Here is a 15,610-nt window from a genome sequence, read left to right on the forward strand (position 1 = left end):
CAGACCGGTACTTCGTAAAAAGGAAGGGGCTTGAGAACGGCTCATTATTAGGCACATGGAAAACAAACATGCTCAAAATCGACATCCATACCCACATCCTCCCCAAGAACTGGCCCGATCTTCGGGAGCGGTATGGCTATGGCGGGTTTATTCAGCTCGATCATCACCGGCCGGGCTGCGCCCGCATGCTCAGGAACGGCGAATGCTTCCGGGAAATCAGGAGCAACTGCTGGGATGCCGGGACCCGGCTCAAGGACTACGATGAATTCGGCGTGCAGGTTCAGGTGCTTTCCACCGTGCCGGTCATGTTCTCTTACTGGGCGAAACCGGAGCACACACTCGATCTCTCTAAACTGCTGAACGATCACATCGCCGGCGTCGTCGCCGAGTTCCCCAAGCGCTTTGTCGGGCTGGGCACTCTGCCCATGCAGGCGCCGAAACTCGCGGTCGGGGAGCTGGAGCGTTGCGTCCGCGATCTGAAGCTGGCGGGCGTCGAAATCGGCACCCACGTCAACGGCTTCAACCTGAACGAGACGCTTTTCTTCCCTGTCTACGAGGCAGCGGAAGATTTGGGAGCGGCCCTCTTCGTCCACCCTTGGGACGTTCTCGCCACCGAGCGGATGAAGAAATACTGGCTGAGCTGGCTGGTCGGCATGCCCGCGGAAACCGCCCTGGCCATCTGCTCGATGATTTTCGGCGGCGTCTTCGAGCGATTTCCCCGGCTTCGTGTCGCGTTTGCCCACGGCGGCGGGGCGTTCCCGGGTACTTTCGGCCGTGTTCAGCACGGATTCGAGGTGCGCCCCGATCTTTGCGCCGTGGACAATGCCGTGGAGCCTGCCGAATACCTGGGGCGCTTCTATGTGGATTCATGCGTTAACGATCCACGCCTCCTGAGTTGCCTGATCGATCTTTTGGGCGCGAACTCGATCGCCCTCGGCTCAGACTATCCGTTCCCGCTCGGCGAAAACCGGCCCGGCAGGATGATAGCCGAGATGGCGCTGCCGCAATCGACCAAGGCGCGGCTGTTTCACGGCACTGCCCTGGAATGGCTCGGTCTCACAGCGGAATCCTTCGCATGACCGCCGTTGATGTCCATATCGGACCACGGACCTTCCGTATCGACTCGGCAAACCATTTCGACCTGTCCATCCCTGTCGATTTTGATGTCCGAGGACTCAGCGCCTTCGGGGTACCGCCCGCCGGCGTGCAAACGGTGGAAAACGCCTGGTTCGTCGGCGACACCCGGCGCGGCGGCAGCTGCAATGTGAGGGAATACCGTTTCATCCCCCATTGCCACGGCACCCATACCGAATGCGTGGGCCATATCGTGGATCAGGACGTATCGGTAACGGCATTTCTGAAGGATGCCTGGATTCCTGCCACCCTGATTTCCGTGAAGCCGGAAAAAGGCATGGATTGCCCGGAAAGTTATATCCCCGGCAAAGCGGAAGGCGATGCGCTCATTACCCGGAGGGCGCTAGTCGAAAAGTTAAGAACGCTGGATGACGAAGATTTTCACCAAGTGCTCGTCATCCGCTCGCTGCCCAATTCACCGTCCAAGAGAACACGGCAGTACTTGGCGACGCCTTATTTTTCCAATGAGGCGATGGCGGAAATCGTCCGACGCGGCGTCAAGCATCTTTTGGTGGATATGCCGTCCGTCGACCGCATGGAAGACGAGGGCAGGCTGTCGAATCACCGCCTTTTCTGGGAGCTGCCGCCCGACGCCCACGATTTGAATCGCTGCAAAGCGCCTTTTCGAACGATTACCGAACTCATCTTCGTGGGCGACGACATTCGGGACGGTTATTACCTGCTCAATCTTCAAATCGCGCCTTTCCGCGGCGATGCGGCACCCAGCCGGCCGCTGATCTTTCCCGTGGAGGTTCCATGAGGTTCGAAGCGCACCGATCTCTCGCCGAGGCGCTGGACCGAGCGGATATTCTTGGTTCGTACCGAAGCGACTTTCACATCCCGAAGCGGGAAGATGGCTCGGAAGAGATTTATTTTTGCGGCAATTCTCTGGGACTTCAGCCGAAATCGGCGCGGCGCTACGTGGAGGAGGTGCTGGCCGCGTGGGCGCGGATGGGAGTGCGGGGACACTTCGAGGGAGATCATCCCTGGCTGCCTTATCACGAGTTCGCGACGGAGAAACTGTCCCGGTTGGTCGGAGCCCTGCCCGTCGAAGTGGCGGCGATGAACTCCCTGACGGTCAACCTTCATCTCCTGATGGTGAGCTTTTACCGTCCGACGCCGGAGCGCCATAAGATCCTGATCGAGGAACACGCTTTCCCGTCGGATCGCTACGCCATGGCTTCCCAAATCGCCTTTCACGGCTTCGACCCGGATGAGTCGCTGATCGAAGCCAGGTCCCGTCCGGGCGAAGTGACTCTTCGCACGGAGGACATATTGGAGCTCATCGAACGGGAAGGAGACGGCATCGCGCTGATCCTGTGGCCGGGCGTTCAGTTCTACACGGGCCAAGCCTTCGCCATGGACGAAATCGCTGGAGCGGGGCACGAGAAAGGCTGCGTGGTCGGGTTCGACTTGGCCCATGCCGTGGGCAATCTGGTCTTAAAACTCCACGACTGGAACGCGGACTTCGCCGTCTGGTGTTCCTACAAATACCTGAACGCGGGACCCGGAGCCGTCGCGGGCTGTTTCGTCCACGAGCGGCATGCCGAACGCTTCGATCTTCCCCGCTTCGCCGGCTGGTGGGGGCATGACAAATCCACCCGGTTCGTCATGCCGCCGAGGTTCAGTCCCTTGCCCGGGGCCGAAGGCTGGCAGCTCAGCAATCCGCCCGTTCTCTCCCTGGCGCCCCTGCTTGCGTCCCTGGATCTGTTCGATCAAGCCGGAATGACGGCGCTGCGGACCAAGTCGGAATCGTTGACCGGTTATCTGGAACACCTGCTCAAGGAACGCTTCGACGACGAGATCGCCATCCTCACGCCGACCGAGCCCGCCGAGCGGGGGTGCCAGCTTTCGCTCAGATTGAAGGACGGCAAGCGGGTGTTCGAAAAGCTGAGCGCTTCCGGGATCGTTTGCGACTGGCGGGAGCCTGACGTGATCCGCGTGGCGCCGGTCCCGTTTTACAACCGCTACATCGAAATCTTCGATTTCGTGGAGCGGCTCAAGGGAGTGATCGAACATGCGGACTAAAGTTATCACCCTGATCGGCGGAGGGCTCGCCGGATGCCTCCTCGCCATATTCCTGGCCCGCCGGCGGTTTTCCGTCCGGGTCTTCGAGCGCTTGCCGGACATGCGCAAACACCAAATTCCGGCGGGGCGGTCGATCAACCTCTCGCTGTCCACCCGCGGCATCCATGCCCTGAAGGAAGTCGGGCTATACCGGAATATCGAAAAACATCTGGTCGCCATGCCCGGCCGCATGATCCACGACAGGGACGGAAAGCTGCTCTATCAACCCTATGGCAGGGACGAATCCGCCGTTCATTATTCGGTGGAAAGGGCCGCGCTCAACAAGATCCTGCTCGATGGGGCCGAAGCCGCCGGGGCCGAGCTTTTTTTCGGCGAAAAGTGCGAAGGAATGGATTTCGAAAACCGGCATCTGCTGCTCCGGCGTGAAGACGACGATAACCCGCGCATTCTGCCTTTCGATACGCTGATCGGCACCGACGGCGCGGGTTCCGCGGTGCGCCAGGCCATGATCGTACAGAAAGGCATCGACTGCCGAGACGAGCACCTGCCGCACGGCTACAAGGAGCTGGCCATCCCGCCAGGACCCGAAGGCGCTTTCAGGCTGGAAAAGAACGCCCTGCACATCTGGCCGCGCGGCGGCTTCATGCTGATCGCCCTGCCCAATCGGGACGGCAGTTTTACCGCCACCTTGTTCCTGCCCCATTCGGGCCTCGAGAGCTTCCGGACGCTCAGCGACGAGGGCGCCATCCTGCATTTCCTGGAAACCGAGTTTCCCGACGTGCTTCCCCTGATGTCCGACCCGGTTCACGATTTTCTGAACCATCCCACCGGGACCTTGGGCACGATTCGCTGCTTTCCCTGGCATGTCGGCGATCAGGCGCTGATTCTGGGCGATGCCGCCCACGCGGTGGTTCCCTTTCACGGGCAAGGGATGAACTGCGCCTTCGAGGATTGCGTCGTTCTCGACCGGTTGCTCGATGAACACGATAACTTCGAAAGCCTTTACCGAAACTTCGAAGCCCAGAGAAAGCCGAACGCCGAGGCCATCGCCGACATGGCGCTGGAAAACTATATCGAGATGCGCGATTCCGTCCGTGACCCCAAGTTTCACTTGCGGAAGCACATCGAATGGCTGCTCGAAGAGCGCCACCCGGCGAGATTCATCCCGCGCTACGCCATGGTCATGTTTCACCGCATTCCCTATGCCGTCGCCAAAGAACGCGGCGACGTCCAGTCCGGCATCATCGAGCGTTTGTCGGAATCCATAAACCGGGTAGACGACGTAGACCTCGACCTGGCCGACCGGCTCGTCACGGAAAGCTTGCAGCCCTTGGCCGCAATGCCATCGCGGTCTTGATGGCGGGCGGGGCATCAGTGCGCTCCGCACTACCCGCACATCACCCAGCGAGGCTGGCGGCCACCCACCGAAGCGAGCGGCACGACCATCGAGCATTGGTCCGGCGGGTTACGGCGCACGGAAAGCATGGTGATCAGCGGCCAGCGGATGCCGGCGTGCGCCTAACCCGCCCTACGACATTCCGGTTTCCGTCAACCGCCGAAAGAGCAGTAGGTATCCGGAACCAATGGATTGATCGGCAATTCAAATCTAGAACTACCCCGATCCGATTTATCTCCGGTAGATGGCTCGCAAGGAGGTGTTATGCGATTCCGGAACAAGGCGATTTCAAGCAGCGCTGCCCGTTGGTTCCTCGGCAGCTTTGTTTTTCCCGTGGCCGTAGCGGCCGCTCAAACCAACGGCAAGCCGTTGGATGCCGTTGCCGAGGCGCAAACGCCGAGAGCCGCTCCCTCTTCCCGGCCGGAGTCGCAGAAATCCGAGCATGACCGCTCTGGCGCTTTCCGCGCCCCCCATGCCCAGCCTTCCTCGAACGCCTTTGGCGGCCAGCCCGATCAGGGCAAGGTGCTGGGCTTCGATTTCTACCGCGATCCCCTCAATGCCAAGAGGCCCATGCAGACTTTCGAGGAGATCATGCAGGAGGACAAGGCGGCCAAGCCCAAGATCACCGCCGATCAGCGAAAACTGCTGGAAAGCCGCTATGATCTGACCCCAAGACTCCATCGAGAGGCGAAAATGTCGCGGGGTAAACCCATTCCGGTAGGTCCCACCGCGCGGCTGCGCAACGGCATGACCTGGGACACGCTGGCCGCGATGACGCCCGAGGAGATTCGCGGAAAGGGACTCTTCCCTTATCCCGCCCTGCCGCATCCGAAGCAAGCCACCGGCGGCCAGGTCTTCCCGAAAATGCAGATCGAGATGTTCCCGCGGCTGGAGCGCTTCGATGTGGAATTCGATCTGCCGGACGCCTTTCTGCCGGAGTTCCCGCCCGCCATGTTCCTGCAAAACCGGCCGGAACTGGGTGACGTATCCCGGGGCGAGGTCGTCTCGATCAACAATTACTATGCGCTTTTCAAGGACCTGCTGACGCCCGTTCAGCTCGACGGCCTGCGCCTGCTGCTCACGCCGTTTCCCCAGGAAGAATTCAATCCCACCGACGACCGGAAAAGCGAACAGCCGAGCCTAGGCGTCACCTGCCTCGATTGCCATATCAACGGTCATACGACCGGACAATTCCACCTCAATCCGGACAACCGGCCGCAAGAGCGGCGCCTCCGCCTCGACACGGTCAGCCTGCGCGGCGTGTTCAATCAACAACTGCACGGTTCCAAGCGGAGTCTCCGCTCGGTCGAGGACTTCACCGAATTCGAATTCCGCACCGCCTATTTCAACGGCGATCCCATCCACGCCATGAAGAAAGGTTTTACCCAGTTCGATCGGGTGCAGGTTTCGCACATGGCGCAGATGCAGAACATGTTCGACTTCCCGCCGGCGCCCAAGCTCGACGTTGCCACCGCCAGGCTCGACCCCGCCAAGGCCACCGAGGCCGAGCGCCGCGGCGAGGAAGTGTTTTTCGGCAAGGGCAAATGCGCCGAATGCCATGTGCCGCCCGTCTATCTCGATGACCGCATGCACGATCTTCGCCTCGAACGCTTCGTCAACGAGGCGCCTCCGGGACCGATGAAAACGTTCACCCTGCGCGGCATCAAGGACAGCCCGCCCTACATGCACGACGGGCGCTGCCTGACCCTGGAGGACACGGTGGAGTTTTTCAACCTGGTGCTGGGGCTCAAATTGAACACGCAGGAAAAGTCGGACCTGGCGGCGTTCATGCGGGCGCTGTAAAAATCGCTTTTTCCAAGCGCTTGAAGTTTAGATTGGTTCCCAAACTCCCGTTTGGGAACCCAAAGCGAGAAGTTCCCGCTTCTCGATTCGACTGCGGTTTCGAGAAGCGGGAGCTTCTCGGGTATGGCTCCCAAGTAGGAACTTGGGAGCCAGCGAATCTTAGGTCATCATTGGCTTCTCTCCGGCACAATGCCGAAGCCGGCGCTGTGAAGCGCGGCGAGCAGTGTTGTCTGTTCGTCTGCGGCGAGCGGCAATAGCGGCGGCCGGGGCGCAAGCCAGGCGGGATCGCCCGTCTGCGCGGCGCGAATCGCCTTGAATGCGGGAACGAAAGGGTAGCGCAGGACGATGTCCAGGAACATACGGACTCGCGTTTCGTCGTCCGGCGGCACGTCCGGCTTGAGCAGTGCTGCGATAAGGTCCGGAAAGAGGTTCGCGATGCCGCAGATGGTTCCGGCTCCGCCAGCGCGCATCAGGCGCGGCAGATGCGATTCGTGGCCGACCAGGACCGAAAGCTGAGGCACGCGTCTCAACAGCCCGGCGGTATGTTCGAAATCGCCGCCGCTGTCCTTCACCCCTGCAATGATGCCGGGATAAGCGGCCGCCAGCCGGGCGACGACTTCCGGCCGGATCGGCACGGCCGAGAGTTGCGGAATGTGATACAGATAAACGCGCAGACGCGTATCGCCCACCGTATCGATCAGCATCGAGTAGTAACGGAACACCGCCTCGTCGGTCAAATTTTTCCAGAAGAACGGCGGAAGGATCAGGCACCGCGGGCAGCCGGTTTTCAGCGCGTGCCGGGTCAGCGCCACGGTGTCGGAGAGTGCGGCGCATCCGGTGGCGGCGAGCAGGCGGTCCGGCGCGATGCCGGCAGCCAGCAGCGCGTCAAGCCCCTCGCAGCGCTCGGCCACCGAGAAGGAGGGACCTTCGCCGGTCGTGCCAAACGGCACGATACCGGCTACGCCTTTCGCGAGCAGTTCCCGCACCAGTGCGGCGAGTCTCGCATGATCCACGCCGCCGTCCCGGCCGAGCGGCGTCAGCGTTGCACACCAAAGTCCGCGTATGGGAGCGGGTTCCGTCATGGTGAAGTCCTCCTCAGAATCCGGGTGAGGATGCGCCTATCTTAAGTACGCACCGACTGCCGCGCGTTTCAGGAAAGGTTACCGGGGAACCACGGTGAAATCTACGGGATGGGGGTGCCGGCGGATCTTGTGGGTCGCCTCGCCCGTTGCCGTCGACCACCAGGTTTTAACTCCATTCGGCATCCGAGTGAACATTAATTGTAGGATGGGTAGAGCGAAGCGAAACCCATCGATGGTGGGTTAGCCCCTCGGCTCCGCTCGGGACAGGCCCTTCGACAGGCTCAGGACAGGCTCCGCGTAACTCACCGATTGGAATAAGAGGCAGAATCCATGAACGAAGACCAGGGAAAGATCACCGTCTATTACGATGGCGCCTGCCCGCGCTGTGTCCGGGAGCGCCGCCGCTACGAGCGGCTGGCGGGAAAAAGCGGCGAGCGGGTCTGTTGGTTCGATATCACGGGACGGGAGGACAGACTCCGCGAGATCGGCATCGATCCCCGCAAGGCCCTGACCGAACTGCATGTCCGCGACGAAAACGGGCGGATCGCGTCCGAGCTGGATGCTTACGTCCTTTTGCTGGAGAGAGTCGCGTTTCTAAGACCCTTGGCCTGGCTTATCGGACTGCCGGTGATCCGTCCGCTGCTGGCTCGTCTCTATCACAAAATGGTAATCCGCCGGTTGAAAAAGAGCGGGCGGCTGTAGCGGGCTCGCCGAGCACTATCGCTCCAAGAATCGGGCTTTTTATTTCGTTCAATCCTTCCGCCCACCATCGGACGAGCCATGCCGAGAAGCAAACCTGTCGCTCACGATTGACCGCACAGGGATACTAGAGCAATTTCCGATTCGGTGTCAGAGAGCCCGATATGTAGGTCGGCAATCCCTTGCCGACTTATCGGCTCGGCAAAGGACTTTGTCGGAAGGGCAGCTCTGGCGCTCCCAGAGATGCCGTTTGCGATTGGAAGGTCGCGACTAAAGCGACGTTTGCGATTGGAAGGGTCGCGACTAAAGCGACCGTTTGCGATTGGGAAGGGATTGCCGACCTACGTTCTTGCCGCCTGACACGAAGCCGTACACCGGGATGAAAAACGCTCTATTTGACCTGATCGCCGCCGTCGATCGGGTGATCGGCAGAGCCGGTGCTTTTCATGGCGCATTGCGGAGCGTCGGCTTCCGTAGTCATCCCGCCAGGCGGAGGATCTTCGCAGAAATCCTTAGCCACGGTCACGCCGGTCGGTTGCACGATGCCGGGATCGGTGATGGACGTCAGCAGGGTCCCGGTGTTCGCGTCGTACACCCTCAAGGCATCGGGTTGCGAGACGTACAATTTCGCTTTCTTCGGATGCAGCGCCATCTGATCCATTCCGTAGAATTCGGGAGCGTTGGAAATCGGAACCGAAAACAGCGGTTCGTTGCTGAAGGTCGCGTTCTTGGCGTCATAACGATAGACGTCCAGGAAACCCGCATCTCCCGGGGATTCGCCGTTACTCCGGGCAAAGGCCCGGTCTACTGCAAAGTCGACCAAACCGGAAATCCCGGAGGACGTGCCGGATAATGCGCGCATGTTGACCCGTTCCAGTCCCGGAATCGCAAACGACGTTATTTCGGGAGCGCCACGGGCGATGACGAGGCCCGATCCGCCGTCCGGAGCGCAGAAGACATTATTGGGTTCGGCGAAACCGAGAGACAGCATCTCGCCGGTATCTCTCAAGGTCCCGGTGTCGCTGAGCGTGAGCCGGCGCACCGTTGCATCGGCGGACGAGGTGGCCAGTACCGAGCCGTCGCTGCAAACCTCGACCGAATTGGTATCGGTACCCACGGACAAGGTGCTGATCTCGGCCTGTTTGGCGATGTCGATGACCGAGATCGGCTGAGTGAAAAGGCCATCGGACACCAGCAGGAACTTCCCGTCGGGGCTGATCGAGAGATCCTCGCCATTGTTGGCGATGGGAATCGGATTCGTGCCTTCGGCGAGGCGGGGAGGCGACGCGGTCAGGTCGATGACGAAGACTTCGCTGTTGAAATTCGTCACGAATCCCCGGGTCTGATCCGGCGTGATGAGAACGTCACCGATCGCCAGGCCGGCGGTCGCTATGGTCACCGATCCCAGTACGGTGTCGGTATCGGCATCGAATATCGTGACCGAAGCCGTGGTGTTGTCCGCCACCATGCCGAGAGCCCTTGCGGACGCCGAAGGCGCCTGTAAGGCCGGGACCAAGATGGCACCCATGAGAATCGCTGCCAGGCCGGTCCTTTTCCTGTAATCGCTGTTCATGTGACTTCATCCCTGCTGTTGCGATCGAGCGATGGCCGCGGTTTTTCGATGCGCGGAATCCGCTCCTTGCTGCGCTTGTTTGGTTAATGAGACTTGTCCTTGGAAAAGGAGTTGCACGCCGAGGCCAATCCTTCAAAAACGGCCCGATGACCAACTTCGAAAGGAACATGCGAAACCCGTGTGCGCAGAGTGAGTTTCCGCAGCCGAGAGAGCGATCGCTTTCGGGAGTGTCCCGTTATGGTGCGCGCCCCCTATCTTTGTGCGCCGGATCGATGTGCCGCCGCATGTCCTTGGTATACAAGATATTCCCCGCAATCGGCCCGATTCCGGGGGATTGCCTCGCCCGGCTCTCTGCGCTTCCGTATGGCATGCATTATGTATTTTCGTCATGAAGTGCTAAAGGGGGCACGAATCAACGGACAACGGCGTCCATCGGCGGTCATTGCGACCCCGCTGGACGCTTTTTTTGCCCGACGATCGCTCAGGCTGCAAACAGCTCCTAATTGCAAGGGAACATCCATGTACAACGTGCTTCGGCCAGCTATCGTTTTGCTGAGCCATCTTCGCTTTCCTTATAAATTTCTGTTCATCGGTCTGATCTTCGTCCTGCCGCTTGCCGTTTACCTGTACCTGCTGATCGTCGAAATGAACGCCGGCAGCGCATTCGCCCGCAAAGAGCGGTCCGGCGTGGAATACCTGAGGGCTTTGCAGCCTTTGCTGCAGGATTTTCCGAAACACCGCGGGATGGTTTACGCCGCACTCAACGGCGACCGGTCTTTCGACGACGATATTCGGAACTTGCGAGCCCGCATCGAGGAAGCTAAAGCCGCGGTGAACGAGATCGACAGTCGGCTGGATTCCACGTTGCACACCGCAACCCGATGGAATGCCGTGAAACAAGCGTGGAATCGTCTTGCGAATCAATCCGCGGGCGCGGATGCGAAGGAAAATTTTGCCGCCCACACGTCCCTGATCGCCGGCTTGCAGGGGCTGATCGGCCACATCGGAGAGACCTCCAATCTCGTCCTGGATCCCGTTCTCGATAGCGCCTACCTCGCCGATGCCGCAATCCTCAAACTTCCGGCCCTGATGGAGAACCTGGGGCAGGCGCGGGGCTTGGGCACCGGAATGGCCGCTCGCCAGGCGAACGACCCGGACGAGAAATCCCGCCTGATCATGCTGAACACGCTTATCCTGGAAAATCAGCGCGCCATCGAGCGAGGCATGGACGTCGTTTTCCAGACCAACTCGTCGGTCAAGCCCGCGTTGGCTGCCGGTCTCGAACAGAGTCTCGTTCGTCTCAAGACTTTCCTGGATTTACAGTGGAACGAGCTGATCTCCAAAAATTCCATCGTGATGGCGCCTTCCGACTATTTTGCCGCCGGAACCCGCGCCATAGACGCCCAGTTCGCCCTCTACGATGCGGTTCTGCCCACGCTGGATCGCTTGCTGGAGGAGCGTATCGCCGCCTTTGACGCCAAAAACCGTCTGGTCGTCGTGATCGCCGTCACCACGGCTTTGCTGTCCGTCTATCTATTTGCCGCCTTTTATCTGTCGGTACGGCAGACAGTCCACACTTTGGTCAGCAGCGGCCGGCGTCTGGCCGCCGGTGATCTGACCGCGAAAACGCACATAAACTCGCGGGATGAGCTGGTGCAGGTGGCGGACGGCTTCAACGGCGTCGCCCGCGAGTTCAGCCGCTTTATTGCCGGCGTAGTCGCATCGGCCGAGGAATTGAGCAATGCCGCGAGCGAACTCTCCGGCGCCACCGAGCGGGTCGCCTACAGCGCGAATCTTCAGTCCGACGCAGCCGGAAGTACGGCGGCTGCCATGGAGGAGATGACGGTCAGCATCGGCGAGGTCGCCCGCCACGCCGGCGAAGCGGAGCGGATTTCCAGCCGGGCCAGGGAATTGTCCGCGCAAGGCGAGATCGTCGTCCGCCGCACCGCCGGTGAAATGGAAAGACTGGCCGACTCGGTCCATCAATCCTCCGGGATGATCACGGCGCTCGGCGCGCGCTCCAACGAAATCAGCGCGATCGTCAAGGTCATCGCCGAAATCGCGGATCAGACCAATCTGCTCGCTCTCAATGCCGCTATCGAGGCGGCCCGCGCCGGCGAACAGGGGCGCGGTTTTGCCGTCGTCGCCGACGAGGTCCGGCAGCTCGCCGCCCGTACCCGCCATGCGACGGACGAAATCAGGCAAACCATCGTGTCCATCCAGGACAGCATCGACCGGGCCGTGAGCGCGATGCGGACCGGCAGCGAACAGGTCTCGGCCGGGGTTTCACTGGCGACCGAGGCGGCGAGCTCCCTCGCATCCATCCATGAAGGCGCGTTGCAGACCGTGCAGAGCATCACGACCATTGCGGCCGCCACTCAGGAGCAAAGCGTCGTCAGCCAGGATATCGCGCAGCACGTCGAGCAAATTGCCGGGAAGGCCGACGAAAGCACGACGGTTGCCCAGGAAACGTCCGCCATTGCCCGGCATCTCGAACAACTGGCAGCGAACCTCAAGACGATGGTTCACCACTTCCAGATTTGATTCCGCATCCGTAGAGGAGATTCTCATGTTTCCGATTCTGACCGGCCTGACCCTGTTACTGGCTTTTCTGGTGCTCCTCGTTGCCGTCGAGCAGCGATTCGAGAGAGCGCTGCTCGACCGTAAAGCGGCCGGTATCCTCCATTTGCGCCGAACCACGGAATTGATGATCAGTCTTCAGCAACACCGGGGCATGGCCAATTCCTGTCTGAACGGAGATACGGCTTTCCGGGCGCGTCTGCCGTCCGTTCAGAAGAACATCGAAGAGCAGTTGCGGGCGACAATGCCTCTCGCCGACGAAGGTGCCGATGCGCATGCCGGGCAGTTGTCCCGCTGGCGAGCCATTCACGATTCCTGGCAGGAACTGAAACGCGGGCTCTTCGACCTCTCTCCCGCGGAGAGTTTCGCCGCCCATACGCGGATCATCAGGGAAGTCCTGTGCCTCATGGAGGAGGCGGCGGATGGCTCCGGGATAATGTTCGATCCCGATCCGTCCAATCGGTGCATGGCGGCGATTCTGGTACGCCGGCTTCCCGAACTGATCGAGCAGATCGGGCAGGGACGCGGCCTCGGGGCGGGGGTGATCGCGTCCGGAAAATGCCCGCCGGTGTTCCGGATCAAACTCGGTTTTTTGGCCCATCGCATCGACGGCCTCCTGAACGAGATCCAGACGGCGCTGCGGGACCTTTCTCCACCGACTGGGCTGGATCTGCAAGCGGGTTTGGCAACCAGCCGCGAATCGACCCGAAAATTCGTGAATCTCCTCAATGAACGCATCATTCAGCCGAGCCGCATCGAGCTCAAGCTCAAGCCCTATTTTGCCGAGGCGACCCGGGCAATCGAGGCCAATATCGCTCTGATCGATCAACTCATGGATACGCTCCACGGCGTATTTGCCTTGCGAGCCAACGAACTGGCAAGGCCGAAGCGCTATGTGCCGTTGTTCGCCGCGGCCGTTTCGATCCTGGTTGCCCTTGTCCCGCTGACGTGGCTGCTGCCTTAAGTCCGTATCGGGAGATTCCCGAATCGTTGTAGGTCGGCAATCCCTTGCCGACAAACCTGCTTGCCGGCCCGTTAGTGTCGGGAAAGTATTCCCGATCTACAACAGGAGGGAGCCACACCAAACCGAAAAATCTCCCAGGCTCTTTTCCCCGGTGCGGAAGGCACAAGACGCGTGAATCCCGTTCGCTGCGCTGCAATGAACGGCCCGTGCCGCGGTCGAAAGAAATAGTTCGCGTGTTCTTGAATGGGAAGATGAGGCGATACGGATCGCCGTGCATGCACGGGTTATTGGCAATCTTTTTGTCGCTCCTGGTGTTCGCCAGCGGGAGTAGAGCGGATATGAAGGCTTTTGTCGGCGGTACCCTGATCGATGGAACCGGCGGCGCGCCACGCGCCGATGCCGTAATCGTGGTGGAGGGCGAGCGGATTGCGGCGGTGGGGAACCGGGGCGAGATACCGATTCCTCCCGAAGCGCGGGTGATCGACGCGAGCGGGAAATGGATCGTTCCCGGCTTGATCGATGCGCACATACATTTCTTTCAATCGGGCGGTCTTTATACCCGTCCGGATGTGATCGATCTGCGGGATGTTCGCCCTTATGCGGACGAGATCACCGGGATCAGGCAGCGCGTCCCCGACACCTTGGCTCGATACGTGGCGAGCGGCGTGACTTCGGTGGTGGATGTCGGCGGTCCGTTCTGGACCTTCGAGGTGCGGGATCTCGCGAGGCGGACCGAACGGGCGCCGCGCGTCGCGGTGGCTGGACCCTTGATCGCGACTTATTTTCCGCAGGAACTCAAGGCCGAGGATCCGGCGCTGATCAAGGTCGATTCTGCCGAGGAAAGCCGCGCCACGGTGCGAGAGATTTTGGCGCGCAAGCCGGACCTCATCAAAATCTGGTTCATTCCCTTGCCGGGCCGGAGTCCTGCGTTTCAGACCGCCATAGTGCAGGCCGCGATCGAGGCGAGCCATGCCGCCGGCACTCGGGTCGTGGTGCACGCGACCGAACTGGAGACCGCACGGGCGGCGGTGCAGGCGGGTGCGGACATTCTCGCCCACAGCGTGGAGGACCGCCGGGTCGACGAGGCCTTCATCAAGCTACTGAAGGATCGGAACGTGGTGTACGTGACCACCCTCGTCGTCAACGAGGGTTATCAGGAGGTGCTGGGACGGAAGGTTCGGCTGACCGACATCGAACGCCGCCTCGGCGATCCCGAGGCGATCGCGACGTTCGACGAGCTGGCTAGCCTGCCCGTTTGGAAAAGGCCCTGGGCTTTCCACTGGTTCAGCCGGGATATCGCATTCTGGAATCTGAAGCGTTTGCAGCAGAGCGGCGTGACGGTCGCCGCCGGGACCGATGCCGGCAATATCGGCACCTTGCACGGGCCGGCGCTGCACCGGGAGTTCGAGCTGATGGCCGAGGCCGGCTTGTCGCCCCACGAGATTCTGACTGCCGCGACGCAAGGCGGAGCTCGCGTCATGGGGCGAAGCGCCGAATTGGGGACCGTGGAGCAGGGCAAAATCGCCGATTTCGTGCTGCTCGACGCCGATCCGCTGGCCGATGTCATTCATTTGCGCCGCATTTTCCGCGTGGTCAAGGGAGGGGCCGTTTTCGATCCCCGAGCGTGGGACGAGCAAAAGCCGTCGATGCGATCCCGGCTTTGAAACGAACTTCGAACAAAGTACGCTGTTGAATTTCGAGGAGATATCCATGGAAGCCAAACCGAAAATTCTCGCTTTTGCCGGCAGTGCGCGAGAACGCTCCTACAACAAAATGCTGGTGCGGATCGCCGCGGCAGGCGCCCGTCGGGCCGGCGCCGAGGTGACGGTGGCAGACCTGCGCGATTTTCCGATGCCGATCTATGACGGTGACTTGGAGAGCCGCGATGGCATTCCCGCCAACGCCCTGAAATTCAGACATCTGATGATGGCGCATCAGGGGCTTTTGATCGCTTCGCCCGAGTACAACAGCTCGATTTCGCCGCTCCTCAAGAACACCATCGACTGGATATCCCGGCCGGTCGGCGGCGAGGATGGCCTGGCGCCTTTCCGGAACAAGGTCGCCACCCTGCTGTCGGCTTCGCCCGGAGGCTTCGGCGGTCTCCGCGGCCTGGTTCACTTGCGGGCGATCCTGGGCAACATCGGTGTCATCGTCCTGCCCGACCAATTGGCGGTGGCCAAGGCTCACGAAGCGTTCCAGCCCGAGGGCACGCTGACCGATCCCAAACAACACGCCGCCGTCGAAGCCTTGGGGGCAAATCTCGCCGCCACTTTGGCGAAATTGCATGGACAGACCCTAATGCCCGAGCCGGAGGAGCGTCGGCACGATCTGAGCCGAATCGGGTAAGGTTC

General features: G+C 60.9%; 12 protein-coding genes. 10 read left to right on the forward strand and 2 right to left on the reverse strand.

Going from position 1 to position 15,610, the window contains the following annotated elements:
- The first annotated feature begins 68 nt into the window (after nucleotides 1–68).
- The 5 genes from ACR2R1_RS15655 to ACR2R1_RS15675 all read left to right on the forward strand — a co-directional run bounded on the left by ACR2R1_RS15655 (nucleotide 69) and on the right by ACR2R1_RS15675 (nucleotide 6,361).
- Nucleotides 69–1,079: an amidohydrolase family protein gene (locus ACR2R1_RS15655; protein WP_434110858.1), complete on the forward strand. Its 1,011-nt coding sequence runs from the start codon at nucleotides 69–71 to the stop codon at nucleotides 1,077–1,079.
- Complete coding sequence (locus ACR2R1_RS15660; protein ID WP_434110860.1) at nucleotides 1,076–1,894, forward strand: cyclase family protein; 819 nt, start codon at nucleotides 1,076–1,078, stop codon at nucleotides 1,892–1,894. The genes ACR2R1_RS15655 and ACR2R1_RS15660 overlap by 4 nt, the downstream gene beginning before the upstream one ends.
- Nucleotides 1,891–3,162 carry a kynureninase gene (gene kynU, locus ACR2R1_RS15665; RefSeq protein WP_434110862.1) on the forward strand — a complete coding sequence of 424 codons (1,272 nt, stop codon included), beginning with the start codon at nucleotides 1,891–1,893 and terminating at the stop codon, nucleotides 3,160–3,162. The genes ACR2R1_RS15660 and kynU overlap by 4 nt, the downstream gene beginning before the upstream one ends.
- The gene (locus ACR2R1_RS15670) at nucleotides 3,152–4,519 is read left to right on the forward strand and encodes an FAD-dependent oxidoreductase (protein WP_434110864.1); all 1,368 of its coding nucleotides are present in this window, start codon (nucleotides 3,152–3,154) and stop codon (nucleotides 4,517–4,519) included. The genes kynU and ACR2R1_RS15670 overlap by 11 nt, the downstream gene beginning before the upstream one ends.
- Nucleotides 4,520–4,822: 303 nt before the next feature.
- Nucleotides 4,823–6,361 carry a cytochrome B6 gene (locus ACR2R1_RS15675; RefSeq protein ID WP_434110866.1) on the forward strand — a complete coding sequence of 513 codons (1,539 nt, stop codon included), beginning with the start codon at nucleotides 4,823–4,825 and terminating at the stop codon, nucleotides 6,359–6,361.
- A 167-nt stretch (nucleotides 6,362–6,528) separates the two neighbouring features.
- On the opposite strand, the gene ACR2R1_RS15680 is transcribed toward ACR2R1_RS15675, so the two are convergent.
- On the reverse strand, nucleotides 6,529–7,443 hold the full coding sequence (locus ACR2R1_RS15680; RefSeq protein WP_434110868.1) for a dihydrodipicolinate synthase family protein: 915 nt from the start codon (nucleotides 7,441–7,443) through the stop codon (nucleotides 6,529–6,531).
- 330 nt (nucleotides 7,444–7,773) lie between these two features.
- Between ACR2R1_RS15680 and ACR2R1_RS15685 the strand changes: the two genes are divergently transcribed.
- Complete coding sequence (locus ACR2R1_RS15685; protein ID WP_434110870.1) at nucleotides 7,774–8,145, forward strand: thiol-disulfide oxidoreductase DCC family protein; 372 nt, start codon at nucleotides 7,774–7,776, stop codon at nucleotides 8,143–8,145.
- Between the two features lie 388 nt (nucleotides 8,146–8,533).
- On the opposite strand, the gene ACR2R1_RS15690 is transcribed toward ACR2R1_RS15685, so the two are convergent.
- Entirely contained in the window at nucleotides 8,534–9,715 is a 1,182-nt protein-coding gene (locus tag ACR2R1_RS15690; RefSeq protein ID WP_434110872.1) for a hypothetical protein, read from the reverse strand.
- 519 nt (nucleotides 9,716–10,234) lie between these two features.
- Here ACR2R1_RS15690 and ACR2R1_RS15695 point away from each other — a divergent pair.
- From ACR2R1_RS15695 to ACR2R1_RS15710, 4 genes are all read left to right on the forward strand, one after another.
- Nucleotides 10,235–12,259: a methyl-accepting chemotaxis protein gene (locus ACR2R1_RS15695; RefSeq protein WP_434110874.1), complete on the forward strand. Its 2,025-nt coding sequence runs from the start codon at nucleotides 10,235–10,237 to the stop codon at nucleotides 12,257–12,259.
- A 25-nt stretch (nucleotides 12,260–12,284) separates the two neighbouring features.
- A complete protein-coding gene (locus ACR2R1_RS15700) occupies nucleotides 12,285–13,259 on the forward strand; it encodes a nitrate- and nitrite sensing domain-containing protein (RefSeq protein ID WP_156881820.1) in 975 nt (324 codons plus the stop codon).
- A gap of 338 nt (nucleotides 13,260–13,597) precedes the next feature.
- Nucleotides 13,598–14,923 carry an amidohydrolase family protein gene (locus ACR2R1_RS15705; protein WP_434110876.1) on the forward strand — a complete coding sequence of 442 codons (1,326 nt, stop codon included), beginning with the start codon at nucleotides 13,598–13,600 and terminating at the stop codon, nucleotides 14,921–14,923.
- A 46-nt stretch (nucleotides 14,924–14,969) separates the two neighbouring features.
- Nucleotides 14,970–15,605 (forward strand): NADPH-dependent FMN reductase, encoded by a 636-nt coding sequence (locus tag ACR2R1_RS15710; protein ID WP_434110878.1) that lies wholly within the window; start codon nucleotides 14,970–14,972, stop codon nucleotides 15,603–15,605.
- Nucleotides 15,606–15,610 lie beyond the last annotated feature (5 nt).

The organism is Methylocaldum sp. GT1TLB, assembly GCF_051027445.1.
GTDB lineage: Bacteria > Pseudomonadota > Gammaproteobacteria > Methylococcales > Methylococcaceae > Methylocaldum.